Below are 20,681 nucleotides of genomic sequence, written 5' to 3'. Positions count from 1 at the left end.
TCACAGGCGAAGCAGGGCATGTTCGGAGATGGTCTCTTCGTAGTGCTGGACGAGCGATTCACAGAGCACGGGCCAGGTCCGTCCCTGCACGCTGGCGAAGGCCGCCTCGGAGAACGCGGCACGCTTCGCGTCGTCACCCACGAGGTCGACCACCTGGCTTCGCAGCTGCGCCAGGTCTCCGGGGTGGTACAGCCAGCCGGTCCTTGACGAGTCCACCAGATCGAGGGGACCACCCCGTCCCGTGGCCACGACGGGAACTCCTGAGGCCATCGCCTCCTGAATGGTCTGGCAGAAGGTCTCCAGCTCACCGGGATGAATGAAGAGGTCCAGGCTGGCCACCGCGGTGGCCAGTTCCTCGCCGCCGAGGAAGCCGGTGAAATGGGCACCGGGAAGGGCGGCTTCGAGAGCCGGCCGGAGGGGGCCGTCACCGATGATCACCAGGCGGCTGTTCTCGATATCCGCAAGAACCCGCAGGTCATCGACCTGCTTCTCGGCAGCGAGCCGCCCCACGTACCCCAGAAGTCTCACTCCCTGCGGTGCGATGCTCTCCCGGAAGGGAAGGCTCCGCTTGTCCGGATGAAACCGGGAAGTGTCCACCCCGCGCCGCCACAACCGGACATTGGGAATGCCGCGCAGCTCCAGCTGGCGTATGGCCGATGTCGAGGGTGCCAGGGTGCGGGTTGCTCCGCAGTGAATGTGCTCGACCCTCTGCCAGGCCCAGCTTTCGAGGAGGGGTAGGCCGTACCGTGCCGCATACCCGGGGATGTCCGTCTGGTACACCGCGACCACAGGGATACCGAGGCCTGCGGCCGCGCGCAGCGCACGCCAGCCCAACTCGAACGGTGAGGCGAGATGGACGACGTCCGGTGCGAAATCCGCGAGGATCCGCCGAACCCTGCTGACTCCGCCGACCGCTACCCGCACACTGCTGTAGCCCGCCAGCGGAATCGACGTCAGCCGCACGACGCGGATGTTGTGCTCCAGTCCGGATTCGACCGGGTCCGCGCTGGACGGCGCGATCACCAGCACGTCATCCCCGCGGTCCGCGAAATGGTCGAGCATCCTCTCGATCGAGTGGGTGACCCCGTTGACACTGGGCAGGAAGGTCTCGGCGACGATTGCAATCCTCACCCGTCCACTGTTCCAACCGGTGTTGATCGTCCGGCGGCAGACAGGTATCGGTTCTTCGACCAGTCGGTGAACAGGAAACGCCGTGAATCTGAAGGAACTGCGGTGGGGCCGGAAGCAGCTGACACATCGTTCTCAGGTACGCGGCGGTGCCATGGTTGTCGTCCGTGGGGACGATGACGTCACCGATCACGGCGGGCCAGCGGTGGTCCTCTGCCCCTCAGAGGCAGGCACAGGCCCGAGGACGCTCCGCGGTCGGGAACTCCGCGTTTGACGACGGAAGTGATCTGTCCCATACTTGTGGAATCGATTCCATGGAATCGATTCCACAACGACGTAGGGAGCAGCGTGCGGTCAGTGACGATCAAGGACGTCGCCGAGAAGGCGGGAGTGTCCATCGCAACCGCGTCCCGCGTGCTCTCCGGCCATCCGAGTACTTCGCCCTCCGCGCGTACCGCCGTGGAGCACGCCGTCGCGGAGCTGGGCTTCCGGCCCAACGCGCAGGCACGGTCCCTGCGCAAGACCACGACGCAGACCATCGGGCTGCTCCTGCCCGACATTCGCAATCCGTTCTTCGCCGACCTCGCCCACGCCGTCGAGCAGCGGGCCCGGGACTTCGGTTACCTCACCCTGTTCGGGAACGCCAACGAGAGCGTCGAGCAGCAGGACCGCTATTTCGACGTCATGCTCTCGCAGCGCGTGGACGGCCTGATCGCGGCTCCGCAGGGAGACAGGGCGAGCCTGGCCGGCATCCTCGAGAGCGGGCTCCCCACGGTCTTCGTGGACCGCGTCATCGATGGCGCAGGTGTGCCGAGCCTCAGCCCCGACAACCGCACCGGCATCCGGGAGGCGGTTGCGCACCTGACGGGGCTGGGGCACCGGCGCATCGGGTACATCGCCGGCCCGCAGTCCACGTCCACCGGCCGCGAGCGGCTGCAGGCGTACCAGGAGGCCATCCGGGAATCGCCCGCCGACGACGCCGGGGAGCTCGTGTACATCGGCGACTTCCAGGCCGCCAGCGGTGCGTCCGGTGCGCAGGCCCTCCTGGACCTTCCTGACGCTCCGACGGCACTCCTCGCCGCGGACAGCCTCATGTCGATCGGCGCCATCGGGGTCTGCAACGAGCGCGGCCTCTCCATCGGCGCGGGCCTGGCCTTCGTCGGCTACGACGACATCGAGGCCTTCGCGCTGCTGAACCCGGCCCTGACCGTGATCGCCCACGACGTCGATGCCATGGGCCGGGGCGCGGTCGACATGCTGGTGCAGGTCATCGCCGGAGAGCCTCCGCGGTCGCGGGTCCTGCCGAGCCGGCTGATCGTGCGCGGCTCCACACCCGAACTCTCGAAAGGAACCGGCGCATGAGCACACCCATCCTGTCGCTGGACGGCGTGACCAAGTCCTTCGGCCCGGTCACCGTCATCGACGGCGTCTCCGTGGACGTCCACCCCGGCAAGGTCCAGGTCCTCCTCGGCGAGAACGGGGCGGGGAAGTCCACCCTCATCAAGATGATGGCAGGGGTCTACCAGCCCGACGGCGGCCGGATCCTCGTCGACGGCAGGCCGGTCACGCTTCCCGACACCAAGTCGTCCGAAGCGCTCGGCATCGCCACGATCCACCAGGAACTCAACCTGGTCGGGTCCATGAGCATCGCGGAGAACATCTCGCTCGGCCGCATGCCGAAGCGCTTCGGACTCGTCGACCGCCGGACGATGAAGGAGGACGCCCGCGCGGTCCTCGCACTGATCGGCCTCGAGCTCGACGTCGACCAGCACGTCGGCGAGCTGGGCATCGCCCGGCAGCAGCTCGTGGAGATCGCCAAGGCGCTGAGCCTGAACGCCCGCATGCTCATTCTCGACGAGCCCACCGCGGCCCTCACCAAGCGTGAGATCGCAGCGCTGTTCGCTGTCGTCGAGGACCTCCGTGCGCGCGGCGTCGGCATGGTCTTCATCTCGCACCACCTCGACGAGATCGCCGCCATCGGTGACTCCGTGTCCGTGCTTCGCGACGGCAGGTTCATCGCGGAGGTCCCGGCGACGACCCACGAGGACGAACTGGTCCGGCTCATGGTGGGCCGCGACATCGCCCAGCAGTTCCCGCGCCGCCGGGAGTACGGGGGATCGCCCGAGACGCTCCTGTCCGTCCGCGACCTGTCCACCAAGGGCATGGTCAACGGCGTGTCCTTCGACGTCCAGGCGGGCGAGGTCGTGGCGCTGGCCGGACTCGTCGGGGCCGGCCGGACGGAGGTGGTCCGCGCCATCGCCGGCGTAGACCCCTACCTCAGCGGCTCCGTGAGTGTGCGTGGCACGGAACTGCCCAAGCTCGACGTCGGTGCCGCCATCCGAGCCGGGGTGGGCCACGTACCCGAGGACCGCAAGGTCCAGGGGCTCGTGCTCGGGGCCAGTGTGAACGACAACATCGGCTACGCGACCCTCGCGTCGACAGCGAAGGCCGGGGTGGTCGACTTCGCGGGCCAGCGGTCCCGCGCCCAGGGCGTCGCCGAGACCCTCCGCATCCGTATGCGGGACCTCGACCAGCCCGTCGGCGCACTGTCCGGCGGCAACCAGCAGAAGGCCGTCTTCGCGCGATGGATCCTCGCGGAGTCCTCCGTCCTGCTGCTCGACGAACCCACGCGCGGCGTCGACGTCGGCGCGAAGGTCGAGATCTACGAACTGATCAATGCGATCACGGCGGCCGGCGGAGCCGTCCTCATGGTCTCGAGCGAACTCCCCGAGGTACTCGGGATGGCCGACCGCATCCTCGTGATGAGCGGTGGCCACATCTCCGGCGAACTCGACGCCACCACCGCAACCCAGGACGCCGTCATGTCCCTCGCCGTCCGCGACGTGCAGAGGGACCTTGAGGACCAGCAGATGAAGGACGAGGCATGAACGCGATAGCTGTACTGAAGCCCGCCGCCGGCGGCACGAGGAGCACGAAGTTCCTCGCGGACAACGGGGCGCTCGTGGGGCTCTTCGTCCTCGGGCTGGCACTCTTCATCGCCACGCCGGACTTCCTCACCGGGCCCAACCTGCTCAACATCGGCATCCAGGCGTCAGTCATCGCCGTCCTCGCCTTCGGCCTGACGTTCGTGATCGTCGCCGGCGGGATCGACCTGTCGGTCGGCTCCGTCGCAGCGCTCAGCGCGATGGGATCGGCCTACATGTTCAGCACGGCGGCGCTGCCGGGATGGCTCGCCCTGGTGGGAGGGCTCCTGTTCGGCACACTCGCCGGAGCGGTGAGCGGCCTCGCCGTCGCCTACGGACGCCTGCCCTCCTTCATCGCGACACTCGCGATGCTCAGCGTGGCCCGGGGCCTGACACTCGTCCTGTCCGACGGACGGCCCATCGCCACCGCTCCCGCCGTGTCCTTCCTCGGAGGCAACGTGGGACCGGTACCGATGCCGATCGTCGTCCTCGTGCTCGCCGGCATCGTCGCGGCGCTGATCCTCAACTACACCGTGATGGGCCGCTACATGTACGCGGTGGGCGGCAACACCGAGGCCGCGCGGCTCTCGGGCATCCCGGTGCGCCGTGTGCTCGTCACGGTCTTCGCCCTGTCCGGGCTCTTCGCCGCGCTCGCCGGCCTCCTGCTCTCCGGCAGGCTCGACTCCGCCCAGCCCCAGGCCGCCGCGGGCTACGAACTGGACGCCATCGCCGCCGTCGTCATCGGCGGTGCCTCCCTCGCCGGAGGAGTGGGCCGCATCAGCGGCACCCTGATCGGGGCCCTCGTCCTCGTGGTGATCCGCAACGGGCTCAACCTGCTCAACGTGTCCTCCTTCTGGCAGCAGGTGGTGATCGGCGTGGTCATCGCGCTGGCCGTGGGCATCGACTCCCTGCGCCGCAAGTCCGGCAACCACTAGCCCTCCCCGCACCAATCCAAGAAACCAGCAGAAGGAACCAACGATGAAGTTCTCCTCCACCACCCGGGCCGCGGCCGCCACCATGTCACTCGCGCTGCTGCTCGGCACCACGGCATGCAACCGCGGCGACGCAGCAAGCGGCGACGCGCAGAGCGTCACGCTCGCGGTGTCCACCCTGAACAACCCCTTCTTCGTCGAACTGCGCGACGGCGCTCAGGAAGCCGCGGAGGCCGCCGGAGTCGAGCTCGACGTCGTCGACTCGCAGAACGACTCCGCGACCCAGACCAACCAGCTGGCGACGGCGGCGACCAGCGGCACCGACGGCGTCATCATCAACCCCGTCGACTCCGACGCCGCGGCAGCCTCCGTCGCCCCGCTGGTCTCCAGCAGCACGCCGATCGTGGCCGTGGACCGCGCGGTCAACGGCGCCGAGGTGCAGTCACTCGTCTCGAGCGACAACGTGGCGGGCGGCAAGCAGGCCGCCGACGAGCTCGCGAAGGCCATGGGCGGCAAGGGCACTGTGATCGTGCTCCAGGGCGTCGCCGGGACCTCGGCGAGCCGCGATCGCGGAGCAGGGTTCGCCGAGGGCATGAAGGCCTACCCGGACATCGAGATCGTCGCCCAGCAGACGGCGAACTTCGACCGAGCGGAAGCCCTGAACGTCGCCACCAACCTCCTGCAGGCGAACCCGGGCGTCACCGGGGTGTTCGCCGAGAACGACGAGATGGCCCTCGGAGCCATCCAGGCGCTCGGCGCCCGCGCAGGGGCGGAGGTGAAGGTCGTAGGCTTCGACGGCACCACCGACGGCCTCGCCGCCATCGAGGCGGGCACCCTGACGGCGACCATCGCCCAGCAGCCCGCCGAACTGGGCAAGCGCTCGGTCGAGGTACTCGTGCAGCTGCTCAATGACGAGACGGTCGAGGAAGCCATCCCGGTCCCCGTCACCACCGTCACCACCGAGAACGTCGCGGACTTCGCGGGATGAGCACCGCGCCGGGCATCGTCGTCGTCGGGTCCATCAACGCGGACCTCGTGGTCACCCTCGAACGCCACCCCCAGCCGGGCGAGACCGTGCTGGGCCGATCGATGACGGTGCTGCCCGGCGGCAAGGGTGCCAACCAGGCCGTGGCGGCAGCCCTGCTCGGTGCCGACGTCACGATGATCGGTGCCGTGGGGACCGACGCCTATGCCGACGTCGCCCTCTCGGCCCTGACAGCAGCCGGCGCGGACCTGGCCGCGGTCCGGCGGACCGGCGGCGGCACGGGGGTCGCCGTCGTCGAGGTGTCCGACGACGGCGAGAACAGCATCGTGGTGCTGTCCGGTGCCAATGCCGAGGTGACGGGCGCCCTCGTCGAAGCCTCGGCCGGAACCATCAGGGGCGCAGCCGTCGTCGTCGTCCAGGGCGAATTGCCCGCGGACGCGACGGCGGCCGCCATCCGGGCCGCCGCCGGGCGCGTGATCGTCAACCTGGCTCCCGTCATCGACGTCGACCGCGCCACGCTCCTGCGGGCGGACCCGCTCGTGGTCAACGAGCACGAGGGGGCCCTGGTCCTCGCACAGTTCGGGGGCGCCGTGCACGCGGACCACGAGGCCGTCGTCACCGGCCTCCTCGCCTGCGGCTTCGCATCGGTCGTGATGACGCTCGGGGGAGCCGGAGCGCTGGTGTCCGACGGCGGCCCGGTCCGCCGGGTGCCGGCCCCGCGCGTCCGCGCCGTCGACACGACCGGTGCCGGTGACGCCTTCGTCGGAGCGCTCGCCGCGCAGCTCGCGGCCGGCGAGCCTCTCGACGCCGCCGTCCGGTTCGCCGTCCGGGTGGGCTCCTACGCCGTCCAGCACGCGGGGGCTCAGCCCTCCTACCCGTCGCTCGGCGACGAGCTCCCCGCCCTACCTCAGCAGGAAACGAGTACGTGAAGAAGACAGGCATCATCAACGCCCCGCTCAGTGGAGCACTGGCCACCCTCGGCCACGGTCACCTCGTGGTGATCGCCGACTGCGGCCTTCCGGTCCCGGCGTCGGCACCCGTCGTCGACCTGTCCCTCGTGCGTGGCACGCCGTCCTTCGTGCAGGTCCTCGACGCCGTGCTCGGCGAGATCGTGGTCGAGGCGAGCATGGCCGCGCAGGAAGCCGAGGGGTCCGCCGTCGGCGACTGGCTCACCGACCGCGGGCTCACGCCCCGGCAGATCCCCCACGAGGACCTGAAAGGTCTCCTGCCCGCCGCGCGCCTGATCATCCGCACAGGTGAGGCGACGCCGTACGCCAACGTCGTCCTGCGGTGCGGCGTCGACTTCTAGGCACCGCCCGCCGGCTCCTGCGTAACCATTGGGCCACGAGATGCCGGACGTCGGGTACCCGCGTTTCATTGGCAGACGGAATTACCTAGGCTGTAGCAGTGATCTTCAAAGCAGTAGGCGACGGCCGCCCATACCCCGACCACGGACACGTGACCCCCAAGGACTGGGCGGAAGTGCCTCCCCGGCAGGTGCGGCTCGACGAACTCGTGACCACCAAGACCACGCTCGACCTCGAAGCGCTGCTCGCCGAGGACTCGACGTTCTTCGGTGACCTCTTCCCGCACGTGGTGCAGTGGAACGACGTGATGTACCTCGAGGACGGCCTGCACCGCGCTGTCCGGACGGCGCTGCATCAGCGGACCATCCTGCACGCCAGAGTCCTCGTGCTCGATGACTGAGAAGGATTCGCCGCGCCTGCAGCGGGCGGAGGCGAAACGCGATCCGACCGAGTGGCACGGCCACCGGATCGTCACCGAGACCGACCTCGGCGCCGTCTTCGAGCCCGACGACGACGCGCGCCCCCGCCGCGTATCGATGCGCAGGATCCGCCACGGCATCGTGCTGGTGCTCCTACTGGGGCTCCTGGCAGCAGCGGTCTACATCGCCCTCGCACTGGCGCGCGGTGACATCAGCATCGGTGCCCTCGGCGACTCCGACGCCTCCCCGGCCCCGACGTCGGACTGCCCCGCCGGGCCGTTCGACTACCAGGACCCGAGCTCCATCACCGTGAACGTCTACAACAGCACGACCATCGACGGACTCGCCGGGACCGCGGCCGAGCAGCTGCGGGGGCGCGCCTTCGCGGTCAAGGACATCGGCAACCGGGAGGTCGGCGCCACGGGGATGACGGCGATCATCGTCTCGGGGGAGGACGGACAAGCCAACGCCTTCACGGTGCAGCGCGCCATTCCGGAGTCGATCTACGTGGCCGACGAGCGCGAGGACAGATCGGTCGACGTCATCCTCGGTTCCTCCTACAAGGACCTCGTCCCGCCGGAGGCCGTCGACATCACGCCGGCAGGGCTGACCTGCGCCCCGGAGGAGGGGGCAGCGACTCCCACGCCCACGGCACCGTAGGGCAGCCGGGTGCAGGACGGGACGGCGTCGTCAGCTCAGGTGCGGCGGCGCACCGCGCGACGGCGAACGGCGAGCGGGTAGGCGACCCACAGCAGCAGCACCGCGAGCAGCAGGACGCCGGCGGCGACGAGTCCGGCCGGACGGTTCACCACGATGTCGAAGATCAGGCCTGCGGTCCCGGCGAGGACGAGCCCCACCATCGCGATGGTGATCTGGATGATCCTGCCCGTGTGGTGCACGAGGGCATCCTTCACCCTCAGCCCGAACAGGACACGGTGGAGGTTCACGGCGGAGAGCACCATCGCCGTGATCAGCGCCGAGAGACCAACGAGGCACAGGTAGGCCAGGACCTGCACGTCGTCGAGCTCGGCGAAGCGGCTCTGGAAGGGCAGCGTCAGCAGGAACCCTGTCAGGATCTGGATGCCCGTCTGCATGACGCGCAGCTCCTGCAGCATCTCCTGCCAGTTGCGGTCGAGGCGCTGGTTGCGGCTCTCGCCGCGCCCGTCGTCGTCCGGCGCAACGCCCGGGGGATCAGCGCTCCGGGGTGCCGCGTCCGGGCCCGGGGGATCGCCATCCCCCGGCCCCGAGGCTGCCGTACCCGGGATACCCGCCGTTCCGTCGCGGGCCGCGCCCGCTGGACTGCTCACCGTCCTGTTCCGACCGTTACCTGGACGATCGCGCGCCACCCTGCCATACGGCGTCGAACGGGGCGTTGGATCCGACCCGGTTCCGGATGCCCTCGGTGACGAACTCCTTGGCGGTGCGGGCGGCGTCGAGCGGTGCCGCACCCTTCGCGAGCTCGGCCGCGATCGCCGCCGCGAGGGTGCAGCCGGCGCCGCTGACGGCCACCTCGCCCACCTTGGGAGCGGACAGGACCTCGAGCGTCTCGCCATCGAAGTAGACGTCGACGGCGTCGGGCCCCTCGATGCGCACGCCGCCCTTGGCGAGGACCACGGCGCCGCTCTGGCCGTGGATGATGCGTGCTGCTTCCTTCAGGTCCTCGAGAGACTCGATCGTGATGCCCGAGAGCGACTCCGCCTCGAAGTGGTTCGGCGTGACGAAGGTAGCCAGCGGAAGGATGTTCGCCTTGAGGGCCTGGTCCGTGTCCAGTGCGGCACCCGGCTCCTGCCCCTTGCAGATCAGCACCGGGTCGAGCACCACGTTGTCCCATTCCTGGCTCTTGAGCGCTGAGGCGACGGTGTCGATGGTAGCGGGCGTGCCGAGCATGCCGAGCTTGACCGTCCGGAGGGGGTAGCAGGACTGGATGGCCTCGAGCTGGTCGGCGATGACCTGCTGGTCCACGGGTACGAAGCGGTGCTGCCACTCGTTCTTCGGGTCGAAGGAGACGATGCAGGTCAGGGCCACGATGCCGTACACGCCCAGCTCCTGGAACGTCTTGAGATCGGCCTGGGCGCCGGCGCCGCCCGTCGCCTCCGATCCGGCAATGGTCAGGGTGGTGGCGGGGGACGCGGAAGTCTGGGTCTCGGGCATTTCCCTAGTCTGCCCGAACCGGCTCCGCGGCTGCCACCCGATCCGGTGTACGGATCCCGTGGAGCGCTGCCCCGGCGTGGGGTAGGCCGCGTCGCAGGACCGGCCGGCCGCGCGTCGACTCCGGTGACCGGTGAATCAGGCGGCTGGATGTGCGCTCCGGTGATTGCTCCGGTGGTGCTGCTCAGCGCACGCGGACCATCTTCCAGACGCTGGCGCGGGCCACCGCGCCCGCGCCACCGATGATGAGGGCGATGGGAAGGTTCTCCAGCACCACCCGGGAGGGCGACAGCAGGGTGATGATGAGAAAGGCGACGAGCGTGAAGACGCCGAAGAAGGCCCCGACGTGCACCCACTGGTTGCGGACGGGCCGGAGCAGGAACCCGAGCGCCACGCCGAGCGGCAGAGCCGTGACCGCGCCGAGCAGGCCCCCGTACGCAAGGGCCAGGACGAAGACGCCCGGCGCCATGTCCCCCGCCCACGGGAGCGAGAAGACCAGCGCGAGGACCGACAGCCCGACGAGGAATCCGACGACGACGGCGGCGGGTCCGAACGTGACGTGGTGGCGCGGCGGTGGACCGTCGTCGTCCTGGGCGTCGTCGTCCAGATCGTCGTCGTCCAGATCGTCGTTCACGTCGTCGGGGGTCACTGCCGCGTGCCCCGGATCAGCTGGACGATGTCCTCGACGATCTTCCGGACCACGGGAAGCCGGGAGAGGATCACGAGTTTCGAGATGAGCGGTGCGGCCTGGTCGATCAGCCGGCGGGTGCGGAGTTGGCCGGGCGAGGAGTCGTACACCCAGAACAGGGTGATGGCCATGGATGCGTACCAGAGGAGCTCGGGCAGGTCGTCGCGGATGGCGAGGGGTGGCTGCGGCCGCGACATGGCGACCGCCTGCCGGAACAGCGAGATGGCGCGGGCTCGGGCGACGGCGGACTCGCTGCCGAAGGGGCTCGTGGTCCTGGACGGCCGGATGGAGATGCTGACGAAGTTGGAGCCGAAGTCGTGGTACGGGTCCATGACGTCGACGTTGGTGTTCAGGACGATCCGCAGGAGTTCCCCGAGGTTCTGTCCCTCACGGAGGAGCGGCAGGGCGCGGGCGCGGTGCTCCTCCTGCAGGCTGCGGTAGAGCTCATGGACGAGGTCGTCCTTCGAGGCGAAGTAGTAGTACGCGCTCCCCGTTGAGACGCAGGCCTCGGCGGCGATGGTCCGCATGGTGGTCTTCTCGTAGCCGATCTCCCGGAACAGCCGGAGCGCGGTGGACACCAGCAGCTCCCTGGTCGCTTCGCTCTTGGCTGTGGGGGTCGGCACCGATCTTCCTTTCGAACATGTTCATTTCGAAGTGTAGTGCTGTTTTGAACATGTTCAGACCGGAGTGGCGCGGGCACGTCCTCCTCCACCTCGGTATGCCGCCGCGCCGCGCGCCCAGACCCGTTGGTTCTCCTCCCCGGGAACGGCACTCCGCCACGGGTCTGCGCGCGGCTGCCCGCGGAAGCGTCCAGTTGGATGTGGAGGAGGCGGACTGCCGCCTGGTCGCCCGCGCCCCTCGGACGGGGAATCTGCGGCTACGGCAGCGCCGTCAGGATCGTGGAGTCCGTGCAGCCCGGGTGGCGGCGCAGTGGAGGGCGGAACGGAGCCGTGCTTCCAGTTCCGTTTCGCGGAAGAGGTCGGCCCACTCGAGCCGAAGCACCGTCCAGCCGTCCTCCGTCAGCGCCTTTTCACGACGTCGTTCCTGGTACAGGACGTCGCTCGTCGGTGCGGTGCCGAAGTACTTCACCTTCCCGTCGAACTCCAGTCCCACCAGCAGGTCCGGCCAGGCGAAGTCGAGCCGATACCGGCCGAGTCGGGTCAGGACATCGACCTGCGACCGGGCAGGGGGCAGCCGGAAATGCAACAGACGGCTCCGGGTCAGTGTCTCGCCGGGTGACTCGGACAACGGATCGGACGCGGCAAGCACGGCACGCGCCCGGGCCACTCCCTTGGCGGGCCCGAGCAGTTCGAGGTGGGCGATGGCAGCCATCCGCGAGACGCCGCGAGCCAGGCCCTGGTCGGCGACGATCAGGGCCTTGTCGAACGTCAGGGTCCGCGCACAGTCGGTTGTGGTCTGGAGGAGCGACGTCACGGGCAGGCCGCGGAGGAGGACGACGTCGTCCGCGGCGAGGCGGGCGCTGTGGTTCAGCACGTCCGCGCCGTGGCTCGCGTTCGAGGTGCGCGTCGGCTGGGTGACATGGACCGCGGTGCCGGGCCTCCACAGGCTGAGGCCGTGGAGCACAGCGGCCGTCTCATGGCTGTAGACGTGCTGTGCCGTGGGAAGGCCCACGAGTGAGTGGTGATGCGCCTCGGCCTGGAGTGCGAGCCGCTGCATCGTGGTGAGCCCGGTCCACTGGAGTTCCGGGATGTAGCAGTTCTTCCGCAGCCGTCGCAGATCACCGTGGGCCACCAGTCGCTGGATCCGTTGGCGGCTCAGCCCCTCGTCGAGAAGCTCCCGGTACCGCCACAGCGTTCGGGTCGCAGTCGCATCCAGTGGTGAAGGCATGCTGTGACAGTGGCAGGGCGCGCGCCGCTGGTGGGTCCGGCGTCGTCCGATGTGGATAAACAGCTTCGGCTCGAAAGCGTTCGGCTGCGGCCAGACCCGTGGCGCGGGCCCCGTGGCGGTGGGGCGCCGCCACGGGTCCGGGCACCCGGCGCGGCGGCCCGACGGTGACACGTTGGGCGACAACAGACCCCGACGACGGCGCTAGGCGTAGTACCGCCCCAGCACCTCGTCCTTCAGCTCGTAGAAGGTGCCGTCATCGATGGCGGCGCGCGCGTCATCGACCATTCGCACCACGAAGCGCTCGTTGTGGATGGAGATCAGCGTCGCCGACACCATCTCCTTGGCCTTGAACAGGTGGTGGATGTACGCCCGGGTGTAGTGGGTGCAGGTGTAGCAGTCGCACCCGTCGACCAGCGGGGTGAAGTCCCGCTTGAAGCGCGAGTTGGAGAGGTTCCAGCGGCCGTCCGGGGTGTAGAACGCCGAGTTGCGGGCCACGCGCGTGGGGGAGACGCAGTCGAACGTGTCGGCGCCGTTCTCGATGCCCGTGAAGAGGTCGTCCGGTTCGGAGATGCCCAGCAGGTGGCGCGGCTTGTTCTCGGGCAGCTCGTCGCTGCACCAGCCGAGGATCGTCCCGAGGTTCTCCTTCTCGAGGGCCCCTCCGATCCCGAAACCGTCGAAGTTCATGGCCCCGAGGTCCGCGGAGGCCTTCCTGCGGAGGTCCTCGTACTGCGCGCCCTGGATGACGCCGAACAGGGCCTGGTAGGGGCGGTGGCTGCGCTCGCCCGTGAGCCGCTCGTGCTCGGCGATGCAGCGCAGGGCCCAGAGCCGTGTCCGCTCGAGGGACTCCTCCTGGTAGCCGCGCGAGTTCATGAGGGTGGTGAGCTCGTCGAACGCGAACATGATGTCGGCTCCGAGCTGGTGCTGTACCTGCATGGAGATCTCGGGGGTGAAGCGGTGCCGGTCGCCGTTCAGGTGCGACTTGAACCAGACGCCGTCGTCGTCGATGTGCGCCAGGCGCTCCTTGCCGACGGCGATGCGGTCGTCGGCCCCGGCCTTGTCGGCATCCACGGGCACGTCCATGGTGATGACCTTCTTGAACCCGGAGCCGAGGCTCATGACCTGGAATCCGCCGGAGTCGGTGAAGGTGGGGCCGGGCCAGTTCATGAAGGCGCCGAGGCCGCCGGCCTCGTCGAGGATGTCCGCTCCCGGCTGCAGGTAGAGGTGGTACGCGTTCGCGAGGAGCGCCTGGGCGCCGAGCTCGGCCATGGCTCCGGGGAGGACCGCCTTCACCGACGCCTTGGTGCCCACGGGGATGAAGGCCGGCGTCCGGATCTCGCCGTGCGGAGTGGCGATCGTCCCGGTGCGCCCGTGCCGGTACCCACCGTTCCCGGCCCCCGGCGTCGTGTCCTCGAGGCGGTTGTGGACGGAGAAGGAGAACGAGGACTGCTGGGACTGTGGATGCACCACCCTATTTTGCCAGCCCGCGGCAGGTCGCCGATCCGCGGAGTCAGCTCCCGGCCAGCTGGGCGTTGAGCGAGGCGACGGCGGCGAGTTCCGCGGCGATCCGGCGCTCGAGCACCTCCCGGCTCAGGGTCTCCGACCCGCCATGCGCCCGCAGGTACAGCAGGACGCCGATGCGGAGGACCCGCCAGTCGCGTTCGACGTCGATGCTGCCGGCAGCGGAGGCCCGCAGGATCTCCGGGTCGTAGACGTTGGGCTCGTTGAGCTGGCGCTGCCGGTACATCGCGGCGGTCTTGGCGCGCAACGGGTCCGTCTCGGCGTCGTCGGCCGCGCGGATGGCCGCGGAGTACCGGGCCGAGCGCTCCTCGTCGTGGCGGGTGAGGTACGCAGCGATCGCGAGTCCCCCCTCGATCCACTTCCACCGCCCGAAGTTCCCGTCGAACGGGAGTTCCGCGAGCAGGTCGGCGATGGTGAGGGCAGCGGCGGTGTCGCCCTCGTCGATGAACAGCGTGAGGGCGAGCTGCTGGAGGTCCTGGAGGTTGCTGCCGGCCTTGAGGTTGATGCCCCGCGCCAGGCGGGCGGCGATCTCCTGGATGACGCCGCTGTCCGTGTGTGCCTGCGCTATCTGGGCGACGAGCGCCTCCGGCGATCCGTGGTCCGCGGCGACGGCCGAGACACCGATCTCGGCGTCGGCCGGCTCGACGTAGACCATCGATCCGGTGGCGATGGAGATCCGGCGCCCTCCGGCCACGGTCGCGATCACGAGGGCGGGTACTCCGAAGTCGTCGTTCTCGACGGCGACGGCGGTGACCTCCGCCGCGTCGTCGCCGTCGGGGAGCGCGAGTACGTTCCCTGCCGCCAGTACCTCTGCCGGAACTGCGCGCAGCCCAGTCCTGTCCAATCTGCCCACCATCATGTACGTCGTGCCAACCTCTGCCAGTAGCCCCCCGGATGTCGCCAGCGCTCAGCGCGCCCGTTTCACGATACGGTAACGCGGCCCCCGGCGGGTGATCCTCCGGCGGGAGGTACGGCTAGCGGCCCCAGCCGGCGTGCGCGAGCGCCTGCCGCAACAGGTCCGCGCGCCCACCCGAGAACTCCGCCTGGATCGAGGGGCTGAGTGCTTCGGACGGGGTCAGCCAGGACAATTCGAGGGCGTCCTGGCGGGGACTGCACTCGCCGGTCACGGGGATGAGGTACGCGAGCGCGACGGCGTGCTGGCGGTCGTCGGTCAGCCCGGTCTCGGAGGGGGACGGGAAGTACTCCGCGATGGTGAAGGGCACCGGTGACGGGGGGAGCTGCGGGAGGGCGAGCGGGCCGAGGTCCTTCTCGAGATGCCGGAGCAGGGCCGCCCGGATCGTCTCCCGGTACATCACGCGCCCGGAGACGAAGGTCCGCACCATTTCGCCCTGCTCGTTGGCCTGCAGCAGCAGCCCCACCTGATTGACGTATCCGAGGGCGTCGCACCGAACGGGAATCGCCTCCACGTAGACCATCGGCAGGCGGCGGCGGGCCTCGTACAGGTCATCTTCGGAGAGCCAGCCCGGATTGGGGTCAGGGGTGCGTACGTTCATACCCCAGTTCTAGCAGACACCCGCCACGGCGCGGGCCGCGCGCGTCCTCCGGAGAATCGCCTGACTCGTGGAGATGGACCGCCCGGACACCGGACCATTCGGCCATGCTGCTGGATGGCCGGTCACTGCGGTTGCACCTGATGGGCCGGTCGATTACCCCATTCGGTGGATGAAGAGATCCAAGTACCTCGGGCCCTCACCGAAAGCCCGGACGAGAGAGACGATTGGGCGATGAATAACCCGTGCGCGGGTATCAGGAATACGTCCGTGATACAGGGAGTTCGGGATGCCTGGAATGAACCGGATCGCCGCCATCGTCGTCACGGCATTCGCACTCTTTCTGAGCGCCGGCGGTGTCTTCCCGCTTGCACCGCACGCATCAGCTGCACCTGCACTTGCAGGGCCCACGGTGACAGTGGCAGGTTACAGCGTCGACGGCCTGACCTACATCAAGTGGAATGCCAACCGCGCCGCGCTTGGCAACCCCATCGGCAGCAAGGGCTGCGACGCTGTCAGCTGCTCACAGCGTTTCCAGAAGGGCTACGTGCTCTGGACCCAGAAGACCGGCGCCCAGATGGTGCTCAATTACGCGATCGGTGCGCGGTATTCGGCCGCGGGGTGGACCAGGGGATTCCTGGGCCACCCGACAGGTGATGAATTCAGGCTGACAGTCCGTGGCGGAGCAGTCCAGAATTTCCAGAACGGCTATATCTACTGGTCGCCTGCGACCGGGGCCCGCGTGGTCACCGGCGCCATCAAAGGATATTACGCAGCGAACCGGTACGAGCGGGGCTTCCTGGGGTACCCCAAATCCGAGGAGATTGCCGTCCCGAACGGCGTTCGGCAGGATTACGAGGGCGGGAAGGTGTACTGGTCAGGCTCCAGCGGCCGGGTATTCACCACCACGGGCGGTTATATTCAGACCTACTACGAGAACAAGGGCGGCGCACAGTCCTACCTGGGTCTGCCGACCAGCAACAAGACCGCCTGGCAGGGCGGTTACTACCAGCGTTTCCAGGGTGCCGTGATCACCTGGGGTGCGAACGCCGGTGCCAGGAGCATCGATGCCGGCCACTTCAACACGCTGGCTGTGGACTTCGGCAGGTACGGCTGGCCGACGACGGACACCTGGAAGGATGCCACCGGTACCCACACCCAGTTCCAGACGGGCATCATCACGACGGGGGCGCCTCCGGTCGTTCCGCCTCCGGTCACCCCGCCTCCTGTCACTCCGGCGCCGGTCAGCTCCGTCTACCCGTTCACCGATGTCCAGGCCACCGCTGCGTCGGTGGTGCTCTACGGTGATTCCCAGCTCGACGGCGACTCCTGGAGCGAGCAGGGTGCCCGTGCCCTGGGCTTCACCGACCACGCTTCGCACTTGGCCTTCGGTGGAATGGGTTACTCGACCTCGAGCTCCTGGGCCGGTGGAACCGGCTGGACCGCAGTTCAGCAGGGGCTGGTTCCCTTCCCAGGAGGGACTCCGGGCTTGGTCCTGGTCACCCTGGGCGGCAACGACGCAACGACCTGGAAGACCGATGCACAGGTCATCGCTGACAGCTCAGCCCTGTGGGGCAAGCTGAAGCTCATGTACCCGCAGAGCAGGATCGTCGTCAACGGTGTCATGTCCCGCAGCGACGACTCGCACGTCCAGCGGCGTCACATCGACAATGTGCTGGCGGCCAATGCCGCGAAGGAGGGTGTCACCTTCATTTCCGTCGCCGGCCTCGCCAGTACGGCTGACGCCCAATACCTGGACAATGTCCATCTGGCACAGGCCGGTCACGATGCCGTGGCCAGGGTGTACGCACCGAAGTTGGCGGCTGCCCTGGGTCGGTGACAAGGTCACGACCACGACTGGAGGTCCTGCTGTCGTTCGCTGATCCGGAGCTCCGCGCCCCAGGGAGCGCGGACGCGCAGCGATGGTTCGTCGCTCTCTCCGGAGACCACGGGTTCGAAGCCTGCGGAGGTGAGGTCCGCGGCCAGGTCCCGCACATCGCCGTCGTACTCGAAGGCCGGCTCCGTCCCGGCGCGCTCCGCGTGGTGGACGGCGACGAGTCCGCCGTTCTTCGTGGTGAAGTCGTGCCGGGTGCCGGCGCTGTTCCGGGGCCTGGCGCCCATGTCCTTCAGGACGCGGACCGCGGAGGCGACGTCGGGCGTGTGCCAGAGGGCGACGACCGCCACGGGCGACGCCGGAGCCCCGGTCCCGCGCGGACCCGCCCCGGCGCGGAGGGAGGTCCCGTCCGGTGACGTGATCCGGGCGACGAGGCCGTGGCGCTCCTCGGAGAGATCGACGGGCGTGCCGGCTTCGGAGGTCCTCCGCGCGAATTCCCGCACGTCGCCGACCTCGAACGCGAGGGTCGTGATGCCGTCCCCGGGACTGCCGGCCGGACAGGAGCGAAGCGCCAGCCGGCCGCTCCCGGCGTCGAACACAGCGTACGCATCGTCAGGTGCCGGGTCCTGGGCCGCAGTGAGTCCGAGTGCGCGGAGGAACACGGCGCCGCCGGCGAGGTCGGAGGTGGAGACGACGGGGCGGACGCGGAGCATCAGTCCTCCTTCGGATGTGGGCAGGGAGCGCCTGCAGGGGGATACGGACGGGGAGTTGCGGTCCGCCGCCTCCTGGAATCCTCGGTCACGGCGGGAAGCGCATGCAACCCGGTTCCCTGATGGCCCGGGGCGTCCTAGGGTGATCGCATGAAGGCCGAACTTCCCGAACTCCTGCTGCCCGACGCGGCGGCCTGGCGGCGCTGGCTCGAGGAGAACCACGACGCCTCGCCCGGCGTCTGGCTGATCGAGCACAAGAAGGGTGGAACGACGACGCTGCTTACGTATGCGCAGGCGGTTGACGAGGCGCTCTGCTTCGGCTGGATCGACGGGCAGGCGCGGGCGCGGAACGACGGCAGCTACTTCCAGCGCTTCACGCCCCGCGGCCCGCGCAGCATCTGGTCCATTCGCAACCAGGGCCTTATCGAGCGGCTGCGGGCCGAAGGGCGCATGCACGCGGCGGGGGAGCGGGCGGTCGCGGCAGCGCAGGCCGACGGCCGGTGGGAGCGGGCCTACGCCGGGCCGGCGACGGCCGAGGTTCCGCCCGACCTGATGGCCGCGATCGAGGCCGACGACGCCGCGCTCGCCACGTTCCGCACCCTGTCCTCCCAGAACCGCTACGCGCTGATCTTCCGCCTCGCCCAGCTCAGAACGGACGCCGCGAAGGAGCGGAACATCGCCAAATTCGTCGCCATGCTGGCCCGCGGCGAGACCTTCTACCCGCAGGGCGGGAACCAGGGCGGGAAGCAGGACAGGGAACAGGGCAGGGAACAGGACGGCTAGCGGCACGCCCGCTCGGCCTCCAGGACCGTCCAGGCCTGGAGTTGGGACGACAGGCTCACCGGACCCTCTTGCCGCGGCGGGAAGCGGAACACATCAGGGCCCGCCTGCATCCGGCCCGTCCAGAGCCGCTCCGCCGTGGCGCCGAGCAGGGAGCGGCACGTGGCCGCGGTGCGCGCGCCGATCCCGGGCGTGGAGACCGCCAGGGCGAGGTAGCGTCCGAGGATCCCGGTGAACAGGCCGCCGTCACCGCTGGATCCCAACGGCAGTGCGCCGTCGTCGTCCGCCGTGGAGCGGGAGACCGCGTCCACCAGGTCCGCCGCATGCTCCAGGTTCTTCCGGCCGCCGACGGCGACGAGCGCGCCGAGCACGGTGCCCTGGTTGTAGGTGAACACCCTCCGGTCGACGACGCCGCTGGCGGACCCGTCCGCCTTCACCCCGTCCAGGTACAGCCCCGTCACCGGATCGTGGACGCGGGTCCGGAGCCAGTCGAGCAGTTCCTGCGCCCGGCCGGATTCACCGGCGCGGGCGAAGAAGAGGGCTGCCGGAGCCGTGGTCGCGGTGTTCTTGTAGTCCCTCGTGGTGTTCCAGAAGATGCCGCCACCGAGCTCGTCCGTATGCGCCGACCGCAGGGCATCCCCCAGGACGCGCACGCCGCACCGGGGCCGACGCCGTCCCTCCATCGCATCGAGGCGCTGGAGGGCCAGGGCGAGCCATGCCATGTCGTCGTAGTAGGAGTTGCGCCATCGGCCGCCGTTGCGCAGCCAGATACCCCGGGCCAGCTTGCGGGCCTCGGACAGGGCGTTCCCCGCCGGGTCCCGGAGGTGCTGGTCCAGCAGGCAGTCGAGGAAGTGTGCCTGCCACCAGTAGTGCCAGTGGTGCCGGCGGCCGCTCGGGGCAGGGAAGGCGATCGCTCCGAGCCTTGTTCCGGGGACCTGCAGGCTCCGTCGGGAGAACAGGTGCCGCACGCTGTGGGCGGCCGACGCGGCGGCCTCGTCGGGAATGGGCATATGACCACCCTAGTTCCAGCCCGTGACCCCCGCGTTGGGCAGGATGCGCAATCGATCGTCGTCCGGGTGCGCAGTGGTCCGCATCACAGTACGCTGGGCGCGTGGATGGACCAATGGCGGCCCTCCCGCAGTGGAAGGATCAGGCATGGATATCAGGGGAGCAGTAGCCCTCGTCACCGGAGGTGCATCCGGACTCGGCTTCGCCACCGCCCGCAGGCTGTTCGACGACGGAGCCTCGGTGGTACTGGTCGACCTTCCCCAGTCCGCCGGTGCCGATGCGGCAGCCGGCCTCGACCCCGCCGGGACACGCGTCCGCTTCGTCCCCGCCGACGTCGCCGATCCCGCCCAGGTCCAGGCCGCGGTCACCGCGGCGTCGGAGCTCGGCCCGCTGCGCATCGTAGTCAACTGCGCCGGCATCGCCACGCCGGGGAAGGTTCTCGGGCGGGACGGCGTCCTCCCGCTGGAGCAGTTCACACGCGTCATCACCGTCAACCTGGTGGGAACCTTCAACGTCCTCAGGCTCGCTGCCGAGGCCATGGCGGCGACCGGCACCGTCAACGGGCTCGGCGGGTCGGAGGAGCGCGGCGTCATCATCAACACCGCCTCCGTGGCCGCCTTCGACGGCCAGATCGGGCAGCCCGCCTACTCGGCCTCCAAAGGGGGCGTCGCAGCGATGACCCTGCCCCTCGCGCGGGAACTCGCCCGCTCCCTGATCCGCGTCGTTACCATCGCCCCGGGGATCTTCGAGACCCCGATGATGGCCGGACTGCCGCAGGAGGCCCAGGACTCGCTCGGCGCGCAGGTGCCGCATCCGTCGCGCCTCGGCAAGCCTGCCGAATACGCCACGCTGGCAGCGCACATCATCGAGAACCAGATGCTCAACGGCGAGACGATCCGCCTCGACGGTGCCATCCGAATGGCGCCGAAGTAGCCGTTCCC

The 20,681-nt window shown here is 69.4% G+C and carries 22 protein-coding genes; 11 read left to right on the top strand and 11 right to left on the bottom strand.

Annotated features, from left to right (window positions below):
• On the bottom strand, positions 1–1,131 hold the full coding sequence (locus tag ACX80H_RS13730) for a glycosyltransferase family 4 protein (RefSeq protein WP_459313923.1): 1,131 nt from the start codon (positions 1,129–1,131) through the stop codon (positions 1–3).
• Positions 1,132–1,476: 345 nt separating this feature from the next.
• Between ACX80H_RS13730 and ACX80H_RS13725 the strand changes: the two genes are divergently transcribed.
• The 8 genes from ACX80H_RS13725 to ACX80H_RS13690 all read left to right on the top strand — a co-directional run bounded on the left by ACX80H_RS13725 (position 1,477) and on the right by ACX80H_RS13690 (position 8,355).
• Complete coding sequence (locus ACX80H_RS13725; protein ID WP_459313922.1) at positions 1,477–2,490, top strand: LacI family DNA-binding transcriptional regulator; 1,014 nt, start codon at positions 1,477–1,479, stop codon at positions 2,488–2,490.
• On the top strand, positions 2,487–4,016 hold the full coding sequence (locus ACX80H_RS13720; RefSeq protein ID WP_459313921.1) for a sugar ABC transporter ATP-binding protein: 1,530 nt from the start codon (positions 2,487–2,489) through the stop codon (positions 4,014–4,016). The genes ACX80H_RS13725 and ACX80H_RS13720 overlap by 4 nt, the downstream gene beginning before the upstream one ends.
• On the top strand, positions 4,013–4,987 hold the full coding sequence (locus tag ACX80H_RS13715) for an ABC transporter permease (protein WP_459313920.1): 975 nt from the start codon (positions 4,013–4,015) through the stop codon (positions 4,985–4,987). The genes ACX80H_RS13720 and ACX80H_RS13715 overlap by 4 nt, the downstream gene beginning before the upstream one ends.
• Positions 4,988–5,030: 43 nt before the next feature.
• Positions 5,031–5,972, top strand: a complete 942-nt coding sequence (locus ACX80H_RS13710) for a substrate-binding domain-containing protein (protein WP_459313919.1) — start codon at positions 5,031–5,033, stop codon at positions 5,970–5,972.
• Positions 5,969–6,898: a ribokinase gene (locus tag ACX80H_RS13705; RefSeq protein WP_459313918.1), complete on the top strand. Its 930-nt coding sequence runs from the start codon at positions 5,969–5,971 to the stop codon at positions 6,896–6,898. The genes ACX80H_RS13710 and ACX80H_RS13705 overlap by 4 nt, the downstream gene beginning before the upstream one ends.
• Positions 6,895–7,278 carry a D-ribose pyranase gene (rbsD, locus tag ACX80H_RS13700; RefSeq protein WP_459313917.1) on the top strand — a complete coding sequence of 128 codons (384 nt, stop codon included), beginning with the start codon at positions 6,895–6,897 and terminating at the stop codon, positions 7,276–7,278. Before ACX80H_RS13705 ends, rbsD begins: the two co-directional genes overlap by 4 nt.
• A 98-nt stretch (positions 7,279–7,376) precedes the next feature.
• Positions 7,377–7,676 (top strand): type II toxin-antitoxin system VapB family antitoxin, encoded by a 300-nt coding sequence (locus ACX80H_RS13695; protein WP_087072852.1) that lies wholly within the window; start codon positions 7,377–7,379, stop codon positions 7,674–7,676.
• Entirely contained in the window at positions 7,669–8,355 is a 687-nt protein-coding gene (locus ACX80H_RS13690) for a LytR C-terminal domain-containing protein (RefSeq protein WP_459313916.1), read from the top strand. The genes ACX80H_RS13695 and ACX80H_RS13690 overlap by 8 nt, the downstream gene beginning before the upstream one ends.
• A gap of 35 nt (positions 8,356–8,390) precedes the next feature.
• Here ACX80H_RS13690 and ACX80H_RS13685 read toward each other — a convergent pair whose 3' ends face one another.
• The 8 genes from ACX80H_RS13685 to ACX80H_RS13650 all read right to left on the bottom strand — a co-directional run bounded on the left by ACX80H_RS13685 (position 8,391) and on the right by ACX80H_RS13650 (position 15,411).
• Positions 8,391–9,002 (bottom strand): DUF6328 family protein, encoded by a 612-nt coding sequence (locus ACX80H_RS13685; RefSeq protein ID WP_459313915.1) that lies wholly within the window; start codon positions 9,000–9,002, stop codon positions 8,391–8,393.
• A gap of 16 nt (positions 9,003–9,018) precedes the next feature.
• Positions 9,019–9,846, bottom strand: a complete 828-nt coding sequence (gene thiD / locus ACX80H_RS13680) for a bifunctional hydroxymethylpyrimidine kinase/phosphomethylpyrimidine kinase (protein ID WP_459313914.1) — start codon at positions 9,844–9,846, stop codon at positions 9,019–9,021.
• 181 nt (positions 9,847–10,027) lie between these two features.
• Complete coding sequence (locus tag ACX80H_RS13675) at positions 10,028–10,492, bottom strand: hypothetical protein (RefSeq protein ID WP_459313913.1); 465 nt, start codon at positions 10,490–10,492, stop codon at positions 10,028–10,030.
• Positions 10,489–11,154, bottom strand: coding sequence for a TetR/AcrR family transcriptional regulator (locus tag ACX80H_RS13670; protein WP_459313912.1), 666 nt, complete (start codon positions 11,152–11,154; stop codon positions 10,489–10,491). The genes ACX80H_RS13675 and ACX80H_RS13670 overlap by 4 nt, the downstream gene beginning before the upstream one ends.
• Positions 11,155–11,422: 268 nt before the next feature.
• A complete protein-coding gene (locus ACX80H_RS13665) occupies positions 11,423–12,379 on the bottom strand; it encodes a type IV toxin-antitoxin system AbiEi family antitoxin domain-containing protein (RefSeq protein ID WP_459313911.1) in 957 nt (318 codons plus the stop codon).
• A 201-nt stretch (positions 12,380–12,580) separates the two neighbouring features.
• Complete coding sequence (gene tgt / locus ACX80H_RS13660) at positions 12,581–13,843, bottom strand: tRNA guanosine(34) transglycosylase Tgt (protein ID WP_459313909.1); 1,263 nt, start codon at positions 13,841–13,843, stop codon at positions 12,581–12,583.
• A gap of 43 nt (positions 13,844–13,886) precedes the next feature.
• Positions 13,887–14,750, bottom strand: coding sequence for a DUF6707 family protein (locus ACX80H_RS13655; protein WP_459314109.1), 864 nt, complete (start codon positions 14,748–14,750; stop codon positions 13,887–13,889).
• Between the two features lie 121 nt (positions 14,751–14,871).
• Positions 14,872–15,411, bottom strand: coding sequence for an NUDIX hydrolase family protein (locus ACX80H_RS13650; RefSeq protein ID WP_087072867.1), 540 nt, complete (start codon positions 15,409–15,411; stop codon positions 14,872–14,874).
• A 286-nt stretch (positions 15,412–15,697) separates the two neighbouring features.
• Between ACX80H_RS13650 and ACX80H_RS13645 the strand changes: the two genes are divergently transcribed.
• Positions 15,698–17,248, top strand: a complete 1,551-nt coding sequence (locus ACX80H_RS13645; protein ID WP_459313908.1) for an SGNH/GDSL hydrolase family protein — start codon at positions 15,698–15,700, stop codon at positions 17,246–17,248.
• Positions 17,249–17,253: 5 nt separating this feature from the next.
• On the opposite strand, the gene ACX80H_RS13640 is transcribed toward ACX80H_RS13645, so the two are convergent.
• Entirely contained in the window at positions 17,254–17,955 is a 702-nt protein-coding gene (locus ACX80H_RS13640) for a VOC family protein (RefSeq protein WP_459313907.1), read from the bottom strand.
• A 147-nt stretch (positions 17,956–18,102) separates the two neighbouring features.
• Between ACX80H_RS13640 and ACX80H_RS13635 the strand changes: the two genes are divergently transcribed.
• Entirely contained in the window at positions 18,103–18,735 is a 633-nt protein-coding gene (locus ACX80H_RS13635) for a YdeI/OmpD-associated family protein (protein WP_459313906.1), read from the top strand.
• Here the strand turns inward: ACX80H_RS13635 and ACX80H_RS13630 are convergent.
• Complete coding sequence (locus tag ACX80H_RS13630; protein ID WP_459313905.1) at positions 18,732–19,742, bottom strand: glycoside hydrolase family 76 protein; 1,011 nt, start codon at positions 19,740–19,742, stop codon at positions 18,732–18,734. The genes ACX80H_RS13635 and ACX80H_RS13630 overlap by 4 nt on opposite strands.
• A 145-nt stretch (positions 19,743–19,887) precedes the next feature.
• On the opposite strand from ACX80H_RS13630, the gene ACX80H_RS13625 reads away from it, so the two are divergent.
• On the top strand, positions 19,888–20,673 hold the full coding sequence (locus ACX80H_RS13625) for an SDR family NAD(P)-dependent oxidoreductase (protein ID WP_459313904.1): 786 nt from the start codon (positions 19,888–19,890) through the stop codon (positions 20,671–20,673).
• Positions 20,674–20,681: the final 8 nt, after the last annotated feature.

The sequence above is a fragment of the Arthrobacter pasteuri genome (assembly GCF_054510955.1).
Note: the sequence above shows the minus strand (reverse complement) of the source record. Positions and strands in the feature narration are given on the sequence as shown.

Bases quoted from the DNA above. Each gene is read 5' to 3' on its own strand.
- ACX80H_RS13720 (WP_459313921.1), top strand. From the start codon at position 2,487: ATGAGCACACCCATCCTGTCGCTGGACGGCGTGACCAAGTCCTTCGGC.
- ACX80H_RS13715 (WP_459313920.1), top strand. From the start codon at position 4,013: ATGAACGCGATAGCTGTACTGAAGCCCGCCGCCGGCGGCACGAGGAGC.
- ACX80H_RS13710 (WP_459313919.1), top strand. From the start codon at position 5,031: ATGAAGTTCTCCTCCACCACCCGGGCCGCGGCCGCCACCATGTCACTC.
- ACX80H_RS13705 (WP_459313918.1), top strand. From the start codon at position 5,969: ATGAGCACCGCGCCGGGCATCGTCGTCGTCGGGTCCATCAACGCGGAC.
- ACX80H_RS13690 (WP_459313916.1), top strand. From the start codon at position 7,669: ATGACTGAGAAGGATTCGCCGCGCCTGCAGCGGGCGGAGGCGAAACGC.
- thiD (WP_459313914.1), bottom strand. From the start codon at position 9,846: ATGCCCGAGACCCAGACTTCCGCGTCCCCCGCCACCACCCTGACCATT.
- ACX80H_RS13665 (WP_459313911.1), bottom strand. From the start codon at position 12,379: ATGCCTTCACCACTGGATGCGACTGCGACCCGAACGCTGTGGCGGTAC.
- ACX80H_RS13650 (WP_087072867.1), bottom strand. From the start codon at position 15,411: ATGAACGTACGCACCCCTGACCCCAATCCGGGCTGGCTCTCCGAAGAT.
- ACX80H_RS13645 (WP_459313908.1), top strand. From the start codon at position 15,698: ATGCCTGGAATGAACCGGATCGCCGCCATCGTCGTCACGGCATTCGCA.
- ACX80H_RS13640 (WP_459313907.1), bottom strand. From the start codon at position 17,955: ATGCTCCGCGTCCGCCCCGTCGTCTCCACCTCCGACCTCGCCGGCGGC.
- ACX80H_RS13635 (WP_459313906.1), top strand. From the start codon at position 18,103: ATGAAGGCCGAACTTCCCGAACTCCTGCTGCCCGACGCGGCGGCCTGG.
- ACX80H_RS13630 (WP_459313905.1), bottom strand. From the start codon at position 19,742: ATGCCCATTCCCGACGAGGCCGCCGCGTCGGCCGCCCACAGCGTGCGG.
- ACX80H_RS13625 (WP_459313904.1), top strand. From the start codon at position 19,888: ATGGATATCAGGGGAGCAGTAGCCCTCGTCACCGGAGGTGCATCCGGA.